Origin of the sequence: Methanobrevibacter sp. UBA412 (assembly GCA_002495685.1) — an archaeon.
Classification (GTDB): Archaea; Methanobacteriota; Methanobacteria; order Methanobacteriales; family Methanobacteriaceae; genus Methanobrevibacter_A; species Methanobrevibacter_A acididurans.
Map to the genome: position 1 here is coordinate 141,207 of DAGJ01000021.1, position 17,048 is coordinate 158,254.

Sequence of the window (17,048 nt, forward strand, 5' to 3'; positions counted from 1 at the left end):
GATTACTAATAAAATATATTAAAAGGAGCTAATATTTTGCAAAAAGGAATTATAAAACAGATTAATGAAATAGATTTTGGATTAATGTCACCAGATGATATTCGGAAAATGTCTGTTGTTAAAATTGAAACTCCCGATACCTACGATGAAGATGGATACCCAATTGAAAATGGATTAATGGATCCTCATTTAGGTGTTATAGACCCAAGTTTAAAATGTAGAACCTGTGGTTTTAGAGGAGGAGAATGTCAAGGGCACTTTGGAAGTATCGACTTAGCAAGACCTGTAATACATGTAGGTTTTGGAGATATTATTCATAAAATCTTACGTTCAACTTGTAATGAATGTGGAAGAATCCTTTTAGATGATTCTGAAATTGAAACCTACACAAATAAAATGAATGAATTAAAAGAAAATGGGGAAAATCTAAACGGCTTAATTAAAGAAATCTATAATGTAGCACGTAAAGATGAATGTCCACATTGTGGAGCAGAACAAGAAGCTGTTAAAATAGATAAACCAATATCTATCATTCAAGGAGATTACAAGTTAACTGCATCTGAAGTAAGAGAAAAATTAGAAAGAATCAAAGATGAAGATGCTTACATTTTAGGAGTAAACCCTGAAGTAGCACGTCCAGAATGGATGGTATTAACAGTATTACCAGTACCTCCAGTAACTGTAAGACCTTCAATCACTTTAGATACTGGTGAAAGATCTGAAGATGATTTAACCCATAAATTAGTTGATATTTTAAGAATCAACCAAAGATTAATAGAAAACATGGAAGCAGGAGCTCCACAATTAATTGTAGAAGATTTATGGGAATTATTACAATACCATGTAACAACTTACTTTGATAATGAAGCATCAGGAGTACCTCCAGCAAGACATCGATCTGGTCGTCCATTAAAAACCTTAGCTCAAAGATTAAAAGGTAAAGAAGGAAGATTCAGAAGTAACCTTTCAGGTAAACGTGTAAACTTTTCAGCACGTACTGTAATTAGTCCAGATCCAAACATTAGTATTAATGAAGTTGGAGTACCTGAAATGATTGCAAAAGAAGTAACTGTTCCAACTTATGTTAATGAATGGAATATTAACAAAATGAAAGAACATGTTCTTAATGGACCAAATAAACATCCTGGAGCTAACTATGTAATCAGATTAGACGGTCGAAAAATGAGAGTCTATGATGAAAACAAAGAAAACATAGCAGAAAGCTTAGAACCGGGATGGATTATAGAAAGACATTTAAAAGACGGAGATGTTGTTCTATTCAATCGTCAACCATCACTTCACAGAATGAGTATGATGGCACATGAAGTAAAAGTTTTACCATATAAAACATTCAGACTCAACCTTTGTGTATGTCCTCCATACAATGCAGATTTCGATGGGGATGAAATGAACATGCACGTATTCCAAACAGATGAATCTCGTGCAGAAGCAAAATCATTAATGAGAGTACAAGAACATATTCTCTCTCCTCGTTTTGGTGGTCCAATTATTGGTGCTATCCACGATCATATTAGTGGAGCATACTTATTAACCCGTGATGGATCAACATTTACTGAAGAACAAGCTTTCCAAATAATCAGAAAATCCCATTTAGCAATACCTAAACGTAAATATGAAGATTGGACTGGAAAAGAATTATTCAGTTTACTCCTACCAGATGATCTTAATATGCATTATAAAGCAGAAATCTGTAGACATTGTGATGAATGTTTAGGAACTTCATGTGAAAATGATGCATATGTTGTTATTGAAAATGGGGTTCTCGAATACGGAGCTATAGATGAAAAAGCATATGGTTCATTCAGTGGTAAAATCTTAGATAAAATTGTTAAGGAATATGGTCCTGATCGAGCTAGAGAATTCTTAGATCGTTCAACTGATTTAGCTATTTGTGGAATCATGAAAACAGGAATCACAACAAGTACTAATGATGAAGAAATTCCAGAAGAAGCTAGTGACAGAATTGAAGCACGTTTAGATCAAGCTGAAGAAAACGTAGATAAATTAGTTAAAGCTTTTGATGCTGGTGAATTAGAAGCATTACCTGGTAGAAGTTTAGAAGAAACTTTAGAAATGAAAATCATGCAAGTTCTTGGTGAAGCTCGGGATAAATCTGGGGAAATTGCTGAAGCATACTTTGGAATGGATAACCACAGTGTAGTAATGGCACGTACTGGTGCAAGAGCATCTATGCTTAACTTAACTCAGATAACTGCTTGTGTAGGACAACAATCTGTTCGTGGGGGTCGTATCCACAGAGGTTATATTGAAAGAACTTTACCTCACTTCAGAAGAAACGAATTAGGTGCTAAAGCTAAAGGATTTGTTCATTCAAGTTATAAAGAAGGATTAGATCCAATAGAATTCTTTTTCCACGCTATGGGAGGAAGAGAAGGGCTTGTTGATACAGCTATTCGTACAGCACAATCTGGTTATATGCAAAGAAGACTTGTAAATGCTTTACAAGATTTAAAAGTTAAAGAAAATGGGTTAGTAACAGATAATAGAGGAAAAGTTGTTCAAACCATGTTCGGAGAAGATGGAGTAGATCCAGCAAAAAGTGATTATGGACATGCAGCAGACCTTGATAAACTAATTGATGAAATGAGAGTTAAAAAATAAATTCAGGAGTAAGGTTAGTATGGCAGAAGAAATGGATAAAGCAATAACTAAAGTAGAAAAAGTTCTTAAAAAGAGAAAAATCGATTTTCCTGAAAAATATGTTCTCAGTCTTGCAGATGCTTATGTAAGAAGAGATTTAACTGATAAAGAATTAGATAAATTAATAGTTAAAGTCGAAGAAGCCTATGAACGAGCTCATGTTGAAGCTGGGGAGGCTGTTGGAACTGTAGCTGCACAATCTGTAGGAGAACCTGGTACTCAGATGACCATGCGTACTTTTCACTACGCAGGGGTAGCAGAATTAAACGTTACCTTAGGTCTACCAAGACTTATAGAAATTGTTGATGCAAGAAAGAAAATTTCAACTCCAACAATGGATATTTACTTTGAAGAAGAATACAATAACGATGAAGAATTTGTTAAAAAATTAGCAAACCGAATCGGTAAAAGTACAATCAATGATGTCATTAAAGATTTCAATTTAAATTATGCTGAAATGAATGTTCAAGCAGAATTAGATGTTGAAAAAATTCAAGAAAAAAGACTTGACTATGATGATATAATTGCAAGTATAGAAAAAGCTTTTAAGAAAGTAAATATAAAAGACAACATGCTTACATTTGAACCTTCAAAACAATCAATTCGTGAACTAAGACTTCTCTCAGATAAAGTACGTGATTTACAAGTAAGTGGTATTAAAAATATCGGAAAAGTAATTATACGTAAAGAAGATGAATTCACAATACATACAGAAGGATCAAATTTAGGTCAAGTTTTAAAAATAGAAGGTATTGACAAATTTAGAACTTCCACTAATGATATATACGAAATAGAAAACGTTCTTGGTATAGAAGCAGCTCGTAACGCAATCATACATGAAACCTCTAGAACTCTCGGAGAACAAGGGTTAAGTGTTGATATAAGACACATAATGTTAGTTGCAGATATGATGACTCACCAAGGAGTAGTTAACTCTATAGGAAGACATGGAATTAGTGGAGAAAAATCAAGTGTTCTTGCTCGTGCTGCATTCGAAGAAACCAGTAAACATTTACTTCATGCAAGTATAAGAGGAGAAGTTGATCATTTAACCGGTGTAATAGAAAATATTATTATTGGACAACCAATACCCCTTGGTACTGGCTCAGCTAGTGTCATAATGAAACCAAATAAATAAAGGAGGCAGATGATGGACGTAGATAGAGGAATAAGAGTCGCAGTAGACACAGGAGATGTCACATTAGGCTCAGAAAAAGCAATTCAATCTTTAAAATTAGGAAGAGGTTTATTAGCTGTAGTAGCAGCAAACAGTCCTAAAGAAATTAAAGAAGATGTTGAATACTATTCAAAACTTTCTGAAATACCATTCATAACATATGAAGGTACCAGTGTAGAATTAGGTTCTGTTTGTGGAAAACCATTCACAGTAGCAACTTTAATCATTAACGATCCAGGAGATTCTACTATATTAGAAATATTGGGGTAGATTTAATTGTCTATTAAATTTAATGCAAATGAAATCAGATACATAGCTCTCTTTGAGAGTTTAACTGGTGCAATGGTAAAAGATTGTATCATTGATGAAGATAATAGTAAAGTAACCTTTGTTGTTAAAAATGGAGACATGGGCTTAGCTATCGGTAAAGGTGGAAGCACAGTCAACAAAGTTCAAAAAGCTGTAGATAAAGGTGTTGAAATCATCGAATTTTCAGAAGATCCAACAACTTTCATAAAAAATATTTTAGCTCCAGCAGAACTTAAAAACATTAAAGTTCTCCAAAAAGAAACAGGTGAAAAAATAGCTACAGTTGCAACAGACTCTGTTAACAAACGTATTGCCATTGGTAAAAACGGTGTTAACATAGAAAGAGCTAAACTTTTAGCTAAAAGACAACATAATATAAGTAATATCATTTTAAAATAAATAAGATATTACTTATTTTTTCTTTTTTTAAAAATATTTAATAATTAAATTAACTAAAAACTTTTTCTAAAATAGATTTTTTTCAAAAAATAAACTTGAAAAAACATAACATATATAAATGTAGTAAAACATAATTATTGATATTATAGGTATGGTTACATAAACCAAATTTTAATGTTATAAAAAAAATGTATTTAGTAAATACTATGAAGCTAAATGTGTGCAATTTAGTTACAATAGAAATTTCCTTTATAACAAAAAACCTATTAAAATTAAATAAATCCATAAATCAACATATTGTATAAAAATTAAATAATACTAATTTTTTAAAATCAATTTGTTTTAACACTTAAAATTAATCAATAATATTAATCAGTGTTAACGTTATTTATTTAATGAAAAAATAATCCAAAAACTAAATATAAAAAAATTATATTACTAAATATAATTAGCTAATTATATTAAAAAATACAATTTATAAACCTTCAAATTAGTTTTAAAACTAAAATAAGGTATTATTACAAAAAAAATAGATTCTATAATTATAATATCTATTATAAATTAGAAATTTAGATTGCTATAAAAAAATTATATTGTGAAGAAAGAAAATTTTATAGTAAATCGCAGCGGTGGATTTCTAATTCATAATCATGAATTATATTATTATAATCTTTCACAGACAAAAGAAAAAGAGGATATAATATGCCAGGACTTTTTGCTGCAAAAAAATTAAAAAGTAAAAGACAACATTTTAAATGGAAAGATGTGGAATACAAAAGAAAAGCTTTAAGATTAGATGTTAAAGCAGATCCTTTAGAAGGAGCTCCACAAGCACGAGGAATTGTAATTGAAAAAGTAGGAATAGAAGCAAAACAACCTAACTCTGCAATTCGTAAATGTGTACGTGTTCAATTAATTAAGAACGGTAAACAATTAACAGCATTCGCTCCAGGGGACAATGCTATAGGATTTATCGATGAGCACGATGAAGTAATGATTGAAGGAATCGGAGGACCATCCGGAAGATCCATGGGAGATATTCCTGGGGTTCGTTGGAAAGTATCTAAAGTTAATAATGTAGCTTTAGAACAAATGGTATCTGGAAAAATTGAAAAACCAGTAAGATAAGTGAGGTAATCCGTATGAGTCAAATTTTTGAAAAATATGAATTAGATGATGTTAAAATTTCTGATTTAGGTTTAAATGGATACATCTGCTTAGATGAAACCATTGTTCCTCATACATCAGGTCGACATGTTAAAAGACAATTTGCAAAATCTAAAGTATCTATCGTAGAAAGATTAATGAACAAATTAATGAGAACTGAAAGAAATTCTGGTAAAAAAAATAAAGCATACATTACAGTAAGAGATGCATTAGAAATTATTCAAAAGAAAACCAAACAAAATCCAGTTCAAATCTTAGTAAAAGCTGTAGAAAAATCTGCACCTCGTGAAGAAACTACTCGTATTAAATACGGTGGAATAGGATACCAAGTAGCTGTAGATATTTCCCCACAAAGAAGAGTAGATTTAGCATTAGGTTTCATAAGTTTAGGAACAATGCAATCAGCATTCAAAAACAAACAATCTATGGCACAATGTTTAGCTAATGAATTATTAATGGCTTCAAATGAAGATTCTAGAAGCTTTGCATTACGTAAGAAAGAAGAAAAAGAAAGAGTAGCAAAAGCTGCACATTAAGTGTTAAAATAACACAAAAAATTATTATTATAGGTGATTATTTTGAGTAGACGAGATAAAATGATTGAAAAGATCAAGGATTTAATGTACAAACCAGAATCTATTAGAAACATTGGTATTGTAGCACACATTGATCATGGTAAAACAACATTATCTGATAACTTACTTGCAGGTGCAGGAATGATTTCTGAAGAACTTGCAGGGGATCAAAGATTCTTAGATTTCGATGAACAAGAACAAGCACGTGGTATCACAATCGATGCAGCAAACGTATCCATGGTTCACCATTATGATGGTAAAGAATACTTAATCAACTTAATTGATACTCCAGGACACGTTGATTTCGGTGGAGACGTAACTCGTGCAATGAGAGCAGTAGATGGAGCTGTAGTTGTAGTATGTGCTGTTGAAGGTATCATGCCCCAAACTGAAACTGTATTAAGACAAGCATTAAAAGAACATGTTAAACCTGTTTTATTCATCAACAAGGTAGATAGATTAATTAATGAATTAAAATTAGAACCTGATGAATTACAAAACAGATTCCTTAAAATCATAGCTGAAGCAAACAAACTCGTAAAAAATGTAGCTCCAGAAGAATTTAGAGATGCATGGAAATTTGATGTAGCAGATGGAAGTGTAGCATTTGGATCAGCTTACCATAACTGGGCTATAAATGTTCCAATCATGCAAAAAACTAAAATCAACTTCAAAGATATCATAGACTACTGTAATGATGATAAACAAAAAGAATTAGCTCACAAAGTACCAATCACAGAAGTATTACTTGGTATGGTAGTAGAACACTTACCTAGTCCAAAAGAATCCCAAGCATATCGTGTACCACACATCTGGGATGGAGACATTGAAAGTCCTGCAGGACAAACCATGACAACTACTGACCCTGATGGACCATTAGCAGTAATGGTAACCAATGTAACTGTAGATAAACATGCAGGAGAAGTTGCTACTGGAAGAGTATACGGAGGTACCATATCTAAAGGTACAGAAGTATTCTTAGTAGGTGGACATGCAAAAGCTAGAGTTCAACAAGTAGGTGTCTACTTCGGACCAGAAAGAGTTAATACCGATAATGTACCAGCAGGTAACATTGTATATGTTGCTGGTGCAAGAGGCGCAATAGCAGGGGAAACCATTTGTGATCCTGAACACAAAATTGTAGAATTTGAAGGATTAGAACACATATCCGAACCTGTAGTAACCGTTGCTGTAGAAGCTAAAAACACAAAAGATTTACCAAAACTTATTGAAGTATTAAGACAAGTAGCTAAAGAAGATCCAACAATTCATGTAGAAATTAATGAAGAAACTGGAGAACACTTAGTATCTGGTATGGGAGAACTTCACTTAGAAGTTATCAGTTACAGAATCAACGAAAAAGGTGTAGATATACAAACTTCTGAACCAATCGTTGTATACAGAGAAACTGTATCTGCAAAAGCAGGCCCAGTTGAAGGTAAATCTCCAAACAAACATAACAGATTCTATATTACCGTTGAACCTTTAGATGATGAATTATTCAAAGCAATGCAAAAAGGTAAAATAAAAGAAGGTAAAGTCAAAGGTAAAGAATCTGCTGCAGAATTCCAAGAATATGGAATGGAAAAAGATGAAGCTAAAAAAGTATGGGATGTTTACAATAAGAGTGTATTCATAAATGCAACTCGTGGTATCCAATACTTAGATGAAGTAAAAGAACTCCTTATTGAAGGATTCGAATCTGCTTTAGATGATGGTCCAGTTGCAAATGAAATTGCAATGGGATTAAAATTCAAATTAGTAGATGCAAAACTTCACGAAGATGCAGTTCACAGAGGACCAGCACAAGTATTACCATCTATCAGAAAAGCTGTTTATGGATCTATCATGTTAGCAAAACCTACATTACTTGAACCTATGCAAAAAGTATTCATCAACACTCCATCTGAATACATGGGATCATGTACTAGAGAAATTCAAAACAGAAGAGGTCAAATTGTTGACATGACTCAAGACAGAGACATGGTCAGTATTGAATCTAAAGTACCTGTAGCTGAAATGTTTGGATTTGCAGGTGATATTAGATCCGCTGCAGAAGGTAGATGTTTATGGTCTACTGAAATGGCAGGATTCGAAAGATTACCTGGAGAATTACAATCTAAAATTATTAGAGAAATCAGACAAAGAAAAGGATTATCTGCTGAACCTTATGGAGCAGAACATTACTTAGGATAAATCACTTTACGATTTCAAATTAATATTATTAGATTAATTAAAATTAAAAAATTCAAATCAAATAAACTCTGAAAATGATTAATAATAATAAAATTATTATGATTCAGAGTAATGATTTTTATTTATTAAATCAAGATTTATATTATGAAAAAAATATATAAACATTAAAGTTATATATTATGAAAAATAATATCAATTATTGTATATATTGTTAAGTAACTTTACTTAACCAATAAAGAAATTATACTAATAAAAAATTAATTTATTAAAATGAGGTTTTTATAATGGCAAAAGCAAAAGAACATATAAACTTAGCATTTATTGGACACGTTGACCACGGTAAATCCACTCTTGTTGGACACATGTTATTAGAAGCAGGTGCAATCGCGGAACAACAATTAGATGACGGTGAAAACAAATTCAGATTTGTTATGGATAAATTAGGAGAAGAAAGAGAAAGAGGAGTAACTATTGATTTAGCTCACCAAAAATTCTCCACAAACAAATATGATTTTACTGTAGTAGATTGTCCTGGACACAGAGATTTCGTTAAAAACATGATCACTGGAGCATCCCAAGCAGATGCAGCTGTATTAGTAGTAGCTGCAGACGATGGTGTAATGCCACAAACAAAAGAACATGTTTTCTTATCTAAAACTTTAGGTATCAATCAATTAATCGTAGCAGTAAACAAAATGGATGTTGTAGATTACAGTGAAGACAAATATAATGAAGTAAAGAAAGATGTTTCTACTTTAATTAAATCTATTGGATTCAAACCTGATCAAGTACCTTTCATCCCATTATCTGCATTTGAAGGAGACAACATTAAAGAAAAAAGTCCAAACATGACTTGGTATAAAGGAGATGCACTCATACCTGCATTAGACAAACTTAATGCACCTGAAAAACCTTTAACCTTACCTTTAAGAGTACCTGTACAAGATGTATACTCCATTACTGGAGTTGGAACTGTACCTGTTGGAAGAGTTGAAACTGGTGTAATGAAACAAGGAGATAACGTAATATTCGAACCTGCAGGAGCTTCCGGAGAAGTAAAATCTGTAGAAGAACACCACGAAGCATTACCTCAAGCAGAACCTGGAGACAATGTCGGATTTAACGTACGTGGAGTAGGTAAAAACGATATTAGAAGAGGAGATGTAGCTGGACATGTTTCCGATGCACCTGCTGTTGCAAAAGAATTTGATGCACAAATTGTTGTATTACAACACCCAGGAGTTATCACTGTAGGATACACCCCAGTATTCCACTGCCACACTTCTCAAGTAGCTTGTACTTTCATTGAATTAACAAAGAAAATCAACCCAGCTACTGGTCAAGTTGAAGAAGAAAACCCTGACTTCTTAAAAACTGGTAACTCTGCATTTGTTAAAATACGACCTACAAAACCTATGGTTATTGAAGATGCAAGAAAAATCCCTCAAATGGGAAGATTCGCAATCAGAGATATGGGTCAAACCGTTGCTGCAGGAGTATGTATTGCAGTAACTCCAGCTAAATAAGTTGGATAACAATTAAAATCAGTATAAAAGAACATTATAAAAATCCTACATCCTCCCAATATTATGGAAGGATGTAATTAATTTTTTATCTTTTATAATAGATTTTTGAGCCTTTTTATTTTTTTTGGAGGATAAGATGAATCAAGCAAGAATCAAGCTTACAGGAACAGACCCTGAAAAACTCAATTATGTTTGCGATCAACTTAAAAAGATTGCAGAACGTACAGGTGTAGATATTTCAGGCCCAATCCCATTACCAACTAAAAAATTAGTTGTGCCTACCCGTAAATCTCCTGATGGAGAAGGAAAAGCATCATGGGAAAAATGGGAATTACGTATTCATAAACGATTAATCGGTATTGGTGCTGATGAAAGAGCAATGAGACAAGTAATGAAAGTCAATGTTCCAGATAATGTAAGTATCGAAATCGAATTAAAAAGTTAATTAAATGAATCTAAAGATATAATTTGTAGCTAAAAATAAAATTATTTTTATTAAGTGTTTAGCACAATTTTATACCCCATTCATTTTTATTTATCAATAATTTTAATAATATACTATTGCCAAGATAGCCTAGCCAGGTAAGGCGCAGGACTTGAGATCCTGTGGAGATTCTCTCCGCCTGGGTTCAAATCCCAGTCTTGGCGTTTATTTCATATATCTTTTTTTAAATTTTTATTCTTTATTTTCTAATTTTTAAAAATGCTTAAATATTACTCAATTTTTTAAACTCTTTAAATTTAAATAACCCTTAAGTATTAAGCTAATAATGAGAACACTTAATGTTTTAATTTAATAAGTAATTCATTTAAACTATTAATAATGTATTCTTCATCTAAATCATTAATATGGGGCCTATCAACTAATACAATATCTATTCCAAATTCATTTGCAGCACTAATCTTCTCAAAAAGACCTCCAGTTTCACCACTTTCCTTTGTAATAATAACTTTAGCATTAAATTTATTAATTAAAAACATATTCTCTTCTTTAGTTGAAACACCATCCATAAATAAAACATGACTAGGATCAATATTTAATTCTTCACACTTCACAATAGAAGACTTTACATTTAAAACACGAGGATAAAAAAAGTCTTTATTCACATACTTTAAAACATCACTCATAGTGTTAGCACCAGCAAAATGCAAAACATTTTCATTATCCCTATTTAAATCTTCTACAATAAATCTTCCAGCTTCAACAAAAGAATCAACATGATAAAGAGAATTAGTATTAACACACTTTAAATTAAAAGGAGGTCTCTCAAAACGAATATATTCAATATCTACAATCTTAGAAATTTCAATTGCAGTTTGACTTATATGTGAAGCAAAGGGATGAGTAGCATCAATTAAAAAATCAAAATCCCCATTACTTATAATTTTTAAAATTTCATCTTTAACTAAAGGTTTACAAATAACATCATCACTACCCCTACTCAAAGATAATTCACCACCATATTTAGTAGTAGTTGTAGTTAAAATATAAGAATCATTAAAATTATCCTTAATTAACTTAATAATATCAGTTGCATCCTTTGTTCCACCAAGTAAAAAAATATTCAAATAAAACCCCATCCTAACTTTAATAAAAAAACTTTTTTTTTAAACAAATATTAAGGGTAAATATAAAAACTAACCTTTTTAAAATTCTTTAAATGCATATTCTTACCTTTAACATTTAAATCCTCACCACTTAAAGGTTTAATAATAATAGAAGAATTAATCTTTTCAGATAAATCAATTAAATAAGGTTGAATTTCATAAGGAGGACGTATAGAATAAATTAAATCCACACCTTCATAAATAGATAAATCAGGTTCCATAATATCATCTTTAACTACACTACTATCTGCAGGATTAATATCAACTTTAATTAAATCAATATTTTCACAAGCAATTAAATAGTTAGATATATCAAAAAACTTCCCTACACCTATTTCAACCACTTTAAAATTTTCTCTATCTTCCCCTAAATTTTTAATATATTCTCCTAAACCATCCCACAAATTAGTACATCTCCCTAAAAATAATTTCTCTCAAAAATATTTATCTAAAGAATCAGTATATAAACCATGTATAATAAAATTTTTTAAAAGAAATAAATGAATTAATAATAAAATTAAATAATAAAACATTATATAAATTAATAATAAAATTTTAAGGTTAATATAAAAAATGATTATAAGAAAATTTCAATACTCCGACTTAAAAAAAGTGTATGAAATAGAAGAAATGTCCTTTTCAGAACCTTACAATACAGATATTTTATTAAAATTATATGAATTAGGAGTAGGGTTTTTAGTTGCAGAAGAAGATAGTGAAATTGTAGGATATATACTATTTTGGATAAAAGAAATAGATAATGGTCATATCATATCCTTAGCTGTAGATAAAAATTATAGAGGAACTAAAGTCGGAACAAGATTATTACAAACAGCAATAAATATATTCATAGACAGTGGGATATATAAAATTAATTTAGAAGTTAAAACACAAAACTATAAAGCTATAACATTTTATAAATCATTAGGATTTGTAGTTGACCGTGAAGAAATAAACTATTATGAAGATGGATCTAATGCATTTAAAATGCACTTAGACTGCCCATCATAAAAATAAATTTTCTAAAAATTCTTTCCCAGTTTCAGTTTTAAAAATTTTAGATTCAACACTAAAAATACTAGATTTACTAGAATTTTCTTCATAAAGATTCACTAAAAAATCAGCTTCAACTAAAATTTGAAAATCCACACCATCAATTTTATTATAACTATGATGATTACCTATAAGAAAAATTACTCTTTCAATAAAATCATTAGAAAAATCATATTTAATAAGTAATTTTTTAGCTAAAGCAGGACCTAACTCTTCTTGATGTTTACCATTAGAATCCCCATACTTTATTTCACTTTCTTTAATACCAATATCATGAAGAATACATGCTACTTCAATAATTCTTAAAGTCTCATTAGAAACATTTTCTAATTCTCCAATAGTTTTACCGAAAGCATAAACTTTTAAAAAATGATTGATCCGTTTACAATCACCTTTAAAAATTTTTATCATTTCATTAATTAATTTTTCATTAGTCATAAAAAATATAATTCCTCACAATTCATTTATTAAAAAAAATTTTCATGATTAAATATCTACATTATTTATAATTCTATCTTCAATATCTTCATAATGATTATATTCTGCTATATAATTATTTTTCTCTTCATTTAATTGATTTTTATACTCCTTAACCTTTTCTTCATCCTTTAAGAAGTCTATCTGATTAAAAGGGTAAGAATCCTTAATTTTAATTAAATCTTTATTAATAATTTCTATTCTAATTTTTAATAAATTAATCAATTCTAATAATTCTTTAATATTTTTTTCTTTAGATTTAGGAAAATTACTATTAATTGTCATAACTTTTATTGATTTAATAGTATTAAAATCATAATTTTCATAAGCTTCTATAACATTTAATAAATAATTTTCCATAGTATAATCAAAATTATCCACTAAATCAGGATGTAAAAGAAGAAGAGTTTCCTTATAAACATGGTTTAATTTTTTAAAATCTTCTCCCTTTAACTCTTCTTTCAGTCCATGATTTTTAGTCACAGTCAATTTAGCTGATATTTCCTTTAAATATTCATTTTGTTTCCCAAATTCATTTTCAATTTGTTCATCAATTTCAAAAAGATTCAACCTAGATTTTCTATTCAATTGTTTCTCAATTAAACCTATTTTCATCTTAATTTTCTCACATTCTATTCTATTAGTTTCTATTTTCTGTTTTAAACTACCAAATTTTAGAATGTAATCTGTATCCAAATTAGGACAAACATGTAATTGTAAATGGTCCATTAAAACTATTTTTTCAGCTAGTTTATCTCTTAAAAGATTAACCTCATTTTTTAATGTTAAAATTCGGGTATTTTCATTCATATAATCACATTTCATCTATGTCTTCTATTCCTAGGTCTTCTTCTTGAGTATCGTTTTTTACGTCTACGTTTTAATACAGAATTTCGAACAAGAATAACACCAACTATTATTATAAGTATAACAATTCCAATAGTGACTAAAGTTGCATTAGTATTATCATAATACTTATGGAAATCTGCCTCTTGAGGAAGTACCATTTTGGATGAACTTGTTTGATCTTCAGTTAATAAAGCAAAATTATAAACTAAGTCATAGTAACCTATACGTGCGCCATCATAATTAATATAATTAGGAGCTCGCCCATTTTCATCCATATAATCAACAACAATATCAGACATATTCACATAATCTTGTAGTGAATATTGATTATGATTAAAGGAAGAATATTTCTCAGGATTACTTGGTGGGGAATAATCATCTGGAGTGTTTAAAGAGTAACCTGCAATGTAAGAGGAAGTCATATATAAGATTTGTTGTGTGGTATAACTACCATAACTAGTTTCCATTTTTGCAGGATATCCATCCACTATTTTTTGACTATCTTCAGCCATATACTTAGGATCCATCTTATGATAAGAAATTAAATTAGTATCAAGAGTACCACCACTATTTCCACTTTCAACAACTTTTATAATAGAATCTGCTAAGTATTTATTAACAGTATCACTACTTTCTGAAATTCCATTTTCATCAACTTCATTAGGTAAAGCTTGACAAGGTTGTATTAAATTTATTCCTGCTTCAGTTAAAAGGGTCCCAGGTTTTTGAATATTAGCAAATGAACTATTAGAATAATTGTCATCATAAGATCTTCTTAAAAAGTTAATATTAGTTAAATCTAAAGTACCTGCATTAACATAAACAATTTTTTTATTTGAAAGACTGGATGATGCTTTAGCTAGGTTAAGTAGATTAGCAGCATCTGCATAAGCTATAGCTACACTAACATCGGCATCAGCTTGAATTGCACGATCACCTTCACCAGGGTTAGATGCACTACTATCAATAATTACATTTATTTGCCCATTACTTTCCTGTTCAATATAATTTTTTATTTCATTTAACATGTTAATGTCTTGATCATTACCTTGCATGTTATCACATGTTAAAAAAACTGTTGTAGCATTTACATCTTCTGCCATAACTGGAACAATAATCAAAAGAATTAATAATATAAACGTAATAATTTTCCACTTCATAAAAATCTTATAATCCTTTCATTTTTTTATTTAAAAATTTTTTTTTTTTAATCTAATGTATTTCCAAGTATCCATTGTAAAGTGTTTAATTTAATATCACAAGTCCACTCAGCAGCATGAAGTGCTCTTTTATTTTCCATGTCTCCTTTTTCACTTGCTATTGCATAATCTTCATTTAATTTTTTAAGTTTTTTGGTTTCCTTTTCAACCATTTTTTCAATTTCACTTTCATCTTTACTCATAACAGCTTTTATCACTGCTTGTTGAAGCTGACTACCTACTAATATAACACTAATTTCATTAGTTATTGGTTCTGTAGTGTTTATAATTCCTTCTTCTTTTTCTTTTAACTCAGTTAATTTTTCATTAATTTCATCCATAGATTTCATAATTATCTTTTTTTCCTAATTCAATTTTTTTTGGGATTGAAGAATATCTTTATTTATTAATATATAATTTATAATTCATTTTTTATATTAATAATTTAGTAAAACTTTTAAATTATTTATTATATAATATTTAATGATTATATAAAATTATAAAGGTTTTCTATGAAATATAAAAAATGTTTGAATTGTGGGACAGATAATGAATTAAGGGCAAAATTCTGTCGAAAATGTGGAGCTCCCTTTATAAATAAGGAAAATATTAATATAACTAAAAATCAAGAAACAGGTAAAAAACAGGAAAAGCATGAAAAAATTATTATTTTTACTCTCATAGTAATCATATTTTTTGTAATTAGTGGATTAAGTGCATCTATTATTAATACTGATTCTAATAGTTATAATAATGTTAGTGGAGATTCAGGAGTTTCAACTACTACTCATAGTTCACAAAGCAATGTTAAAGAAGTTTCATCATCATTTCCTACTGGATTAATTTTCCCTGATGAGTTCACATTTCCTTTTGATTCATCACAGGATACTCAACAAAATATAGTAGATAGTGAAAGTTCATCTTCAATTTCAAATTCTAATGATTATAGTTCTGATTCCGGAGATTCAGATGGATCTGTTGATTCAGAAAATTCTAATGATTATAGTAACTTAGGCCTTAGTCAAAGTGTTGAAGAGTAATACAAAATTATTTTAAAAATAAACAATTAATTATAATAAGTTGAATATAATAAATTATATTCTAATATTAATGTTTTAAAAAAATGGTGATAATATGAGCGGTGATGATGAAATCATTGATGTTAATGATTATGATGTAGTAAGTAAAGAAGAAATTGATGATGAAGTTAACACCTCAAATCAAAATACTGAAAACACTACTCAGTATAATGAAAAAACATACAATTCTAATGATTCTTATAATAATGATTTTATGTTTTCCACTCAAAACCCATTAATTCTATTATTAGTGGTTGTTTTTATAATTTTATTTGCAATTATTGCCTTAACTTTTCATTAATTAATTTATAAATTTTATTCCAATTTTTTTAAGGTTGTTCATGATAAAAAATTTCTTAATAAAAAATCAAAAGTTAACATTTCGTGGGAAAAATTTAATAATTTTTCTTATAGCTTTCACTTTATATTTAATTAATAAATTTATTTTAATATCTTTAAATTCTTTTTTTTCTAATTATTTTAATGATTTATTAGCTACATTACTACTTTTTAGTTTTATCAATACAATTTCACCAATATACTTAAAAAAATCAGTAATTATCATTTTAATAACATTAATTGCAATATTTTTTTGGGAGTATCTTTCTTTATTTTTAAAACCTGGAAGTGTTTTTGATTGGTATGATATTCTTGCATACTTAATTTCAATGGTAATTTATTTATTAATTTTAAAATTTTATTTAAAAATAGAAGATTAATTTTTAAAAAATTTTTTTTAATATACTAAAAAT

At 29.2% G+C, this 17,048-nt stretch carries 18 protein-coding genes and 1 tRNA gene; 13 read left to right on the forward strand and 6 right to left on the reverse strand.

The window, feature by feature from the left end; genetic code table 11:
• The first annotated feature begins 33 nt into the window (after positions 1–33).
• From BP997_RS06140 to BP997_RS06185, 10 genes are all read left to right on the forward strand, one after another.
• Positions 34–2,643 (forward strand): DNA-directed RNA polymerase subunit A', encoded by a 2,610-nt coding sequence (locus tag BP997_RS06140; RefSeq protein ID WP_409199065.1) that lies wholly within the window; start codon positions 34–36, stop codon positions 2,641–2,643.
• Between the two features lie 19 nt (positions 2,644–2,662).
• Positions 2,663–3,820 (forward strand): DNA-directed RNA polymerase subunit A'', encoded by a 1,158-nt coding sequence (gene rpoA2, locus BP997_RS06145; protein WP_409198575.1) that lies wholly within the window; start codon positions 2,663–2,665, stop codon positions 3,818–3,820.
• 9 nt (positions 3,821–3,829) lie between these two features.
• The gene (locus BP997_RS06150) at positions 3,830–4,129 is read left to right on the forward strand and encodes a 50S ribosomal protein L30e (protein WP_409198576.1); all 300 of its coding nucleotides are present in this window, start codon (positions 3,830–3,832) and stop codon (positions 4,127–4,129) included.
• 6 nt (positions 4,130–4,135) lie between these two features.
• Positions 4,136–4,567: a NusA-like transcription termination signal-binding factor gene (locus BP997_RS06155; RefSeq protein ID WP_413823839.1), complete on the forward strand. Its 432-nt coding sequence runs from the start codon at positions 4,136–4,138 to the stop codon at positions 4,565–4,567.
• A 702-nt stretch (positions 4,568–5,269) separates the two neighbouring features.
• Positions 5,270–5,695: a 30S ribosomal protein S12 gene (locus BP997_RS06160; protein WP_409198578.1), complete on the forward strand. Its 426-nt coding sequence runs from the start codon at positions 5,270–5,272 to the stop codon at positions 5,693–5,695.
• 14 nt (positions 5,696–5,709) lie between these two features.
• Positions 5,710–6,270 (forward strand): 30S ribosomal protein S7, encoded by a 561-nt coding sequence (locus BP997_RS06165; RefSeq protein WP_409198579.1) that lies wholly within the window; start codon positions 5,710–5,712, stop codon positions 6,268–6,270.
• A 42-nt stretch (positions 6,271–6,312) separates the two neighbouring features.
• The gene (locus tag BP997_RS06170) at positions 6,313–8,505 is read left to right on the forward strand and encodes an elongation factor EF-2 (RefSeq protein WP_413829036.1); all 2,193 of its coding nucleotides are present in this window, start codon (positions 6,313–6,315) and stop codon (positions 8,503–8,505) included.
• A gap of 284 nt (positions 8,506–8,789) precedes the next feature.
• The gene (tuf, locus tag BP997_RS06175; RefSeq protein WP_413825289.1) at positions 8,790–10,031 is read left to right on the forward strand and encodes a translation elongation factor EF-1 subunit alpha; all 1,242 of its coding nucleotides are present in this window, start codon (positions 8,790–8,792) and stop codon (positions 10,029–10,031) included.
• A gap of 136 nt (positions 10,032–10,167) precedes the next feature.
• Positions 10,168–10,476, forward strand: a complete 309-nt coding sequence (rpsJ, locus tag BP997_RS06180; protein WP_409198582.1) for a 30S ribosomal protein S10 — start codon at positions 10,168–10,170, stop codon at positions 10,474–10,476.
• A gap of 118 nt (positions 10,477–10,594) precedes the next feature.
• Positions 10,595–10,679: transfer RNA gene (locus BP997_RS06185), tRNA-Ser, on the forward strand.
• A 132-nt stretch (positions 10,680–10,811) separates the two neighbouring features.
• Here the strand turns inward: BP997_RS06185 and cobK are convergent.
• Both cobK and BP997_RS06195 read right to left on the reverse strand, forming a co-directional pair.
• Positions 10,812–11,600, reverse strand: a complete 789-nt coding sequence (cobK, locus tag BP997_RS06190; RefSeq protein ID WP_413825287.1) for a precorrin-6A reductase — start codon at positions 11,598–11,600, stop codon at positions 10,812–10,814.
• 50 nt (positions 11,601–11,650) lie between these two features.
• A complete protein-coding gene (locus tag BP997_RS06195; RefSeq protein WP_413825284.1) occupies positions 11,651–12,043 on the reverse strand; it encodes a UPF0146 family protein in 393 nt (130 codons plus the stop codon).
• Between the two features lie 169 nt (positions 12,044–12,212).
• Here BP997_RS06195 and rimI point away from each other — a divergent pair, with 169 nt between their 5' ends.
• A complete protein-coding gene (rimI, locus tag BP997_RS06200; protein ID WP_413825282.1) occupies positions 12,213–12,650 on the forward strand; it encodes a ribosomal protein S18-alanine N-acetyltransferase in 438 nt (145 codons plus the stop codon).
• Here rimI and BP997_RS06205 read toward each other — a convergent pair.
• Genes BP997_RS06205 through BP997_RS06220 form a run of 4 tightly spaced genes read right to left on the reverse strand, consistent with a single transcriptional unit; the run spans position 12,645 to position 15,567 of the window.
• On the reverse strand, positions 12,645–13,130 hold the full coding sequence (locus BP997_RS06205) for an HD domain-containing protein (RefSeq protein WP_413825280.1): 486 nt from the start codon (positions 13,128–13,130) through the stop codon (positions 12,645–12,647). The two genes, rimI and BP997_RS06205, sit on opposite strands and share 6 nt — an antisense overlap.
• Before the next feature lie 48 nt (positions 13,131–13,178).
• A complete protein-coding gene (locus BP997_RS06210; protein WP_413825278.1) occupies positions 13,179–13,994 on the reverse strand; it encodes a hypothetical protein in 816 nt (271 codons plus the stop codon).
• The gene (locus BP997_RS06215; RefSeq protein ID WP_413825276.1) at positions 13,991–15,178 is read right to left on the reverse strand and encodes an adhesin; all 1,188 of its coding nucleotides are present in this window, start codon (positions 15,176–15,178) and stop codon (positions 13,991–13,993) included. The genes BP997_RS06210 and BP997_RS06215 overlap by 4 nt, the downstream gene beginning before the upstream one ends.
• Positions 15,179–15,225: 47 nt before the next feature.
• Entirely contained in the window at positions 15,226–15,567 is a 342-nt protein-coding gene (locus BP997_RS06220) for a hypothetical protein (RefSeq protein ID WP_413825273.1), read from the reverse strand.
• A gap of 162 nt (positions 15,568–15,729) precedes the next feature.
• Here BP997_RS06220 and BP997_RS06225 point away from each other — a divergent pair, with 162 nt between their 5' ends.
• Positions 15,730–16,257, forward strand: coding sequence for a zinc-ribbon domain-containing protein (locus tag BP997_RS06225; protein ID WP_413825271.1), 528 nt, complete (start codon positions 15,730–15,732; stop codon positions 16,255–16,257).
• A gap of 94 nt (positions 16,258–16,351) precedes the next feature.
• A complete protein-coding gene (locus BP997_RS06230) occupies positions 16,352–16,597 on the forward strand; it encodes a hypothetical protein (RefSeq protein WP_413825269.1) in 246 nt (81 codons plus the stop codon).
• Positions 16,598–17,048: the final 451 nt, after the last annotated feature.

Bases quoted from the DNA above. Each gene is read 5' to 3' on its own strand.
- rpoA2 (WP_409198575.1), top strand. From the start codon at position 2,663: ATGGCAGAAGAAATGGATAAAGCAATAACTAAAGTAGAAAAAGTTCTT.
- BP997_RS06150 (WP_409198576.1), top strand. From the start codon at position 3,830: ATGATGGACGTAGATAGAGGAATAAGAGTCGCAGTAGACACAGGAGAT.
- BP997_RS06160 (WP_409198578.1), top strand. From the start codon at position 5,270: ATGCCAGGACTTTTTGCTGCAAAAAAATTAAAAAGTAAAAGACAACAT.
- BP997_RS06165 (WP_409198579.1), top strand. From the start codon at position 5,710: ATGAGTCAAATTTTTGAAAAATATGAATTAGATGATGTTAAAATTTCT.
- tuf (WP_413825289.1), top strand. From the start codon at position 8,790: ATGGCAAAAGCAAAAGAACATATAAACTTAGCATTTATTGGACACGTT.
- rpsJ (WP_409198582.1), top strand. From the start codon at position 10,168: ATGAATCAAGCAAGAATCAAGCTTACAGGAACAGACCCTGAAAAACTC.
- rimI (WP_413825282.1), top strand. From the start codon at position 12,213: ATGATTATAAGAAAATTTCAATACTCCGACTTAAAAAAAGTGTATGAA.
- BP997_RS06205 (WP_413825280.1), bottom strand. From the start codon at position 13,130: ATGACTAATGAAAAATTAATTAATGAAATGATAAAAATTTTTAAAGGT.
- BP997_RS06210 (WP_413825278.1), bottom strand. From the start codon at position 13,994: ATGAAATGTGATTATATGAATGAAAATACCCGAATTTTAACATTAAAA.
- BP997_RS06215 (WP_413825276.1), bottom strand. From the start codon at position 15,178: ATGAAGTGGAAAATTATTACGTTTATATTATTAATTCTTTTGATTATT.
- BP997_RS06220 (WP_413825273.1), bottom strand. From the start codon at position 15,567: ATGAAATCTATGGATGAAATTAATGAAAAATTAACTGAGTTAAAAGAA.
- BP997_RS06225 (WP_413825271.1), top strand. From the start codon at position 15,730: ATGAAATATAAAAAATGTTTGAATTGTGGGACAGATAATGAATTAAGG.
- BP997_RS06230 (WP_413825269.1), top strand. From the start codon at position 16,352: ATGAGCGGTGATGATGAAATCATTGATGTTAATGATTATGATGTAGTA.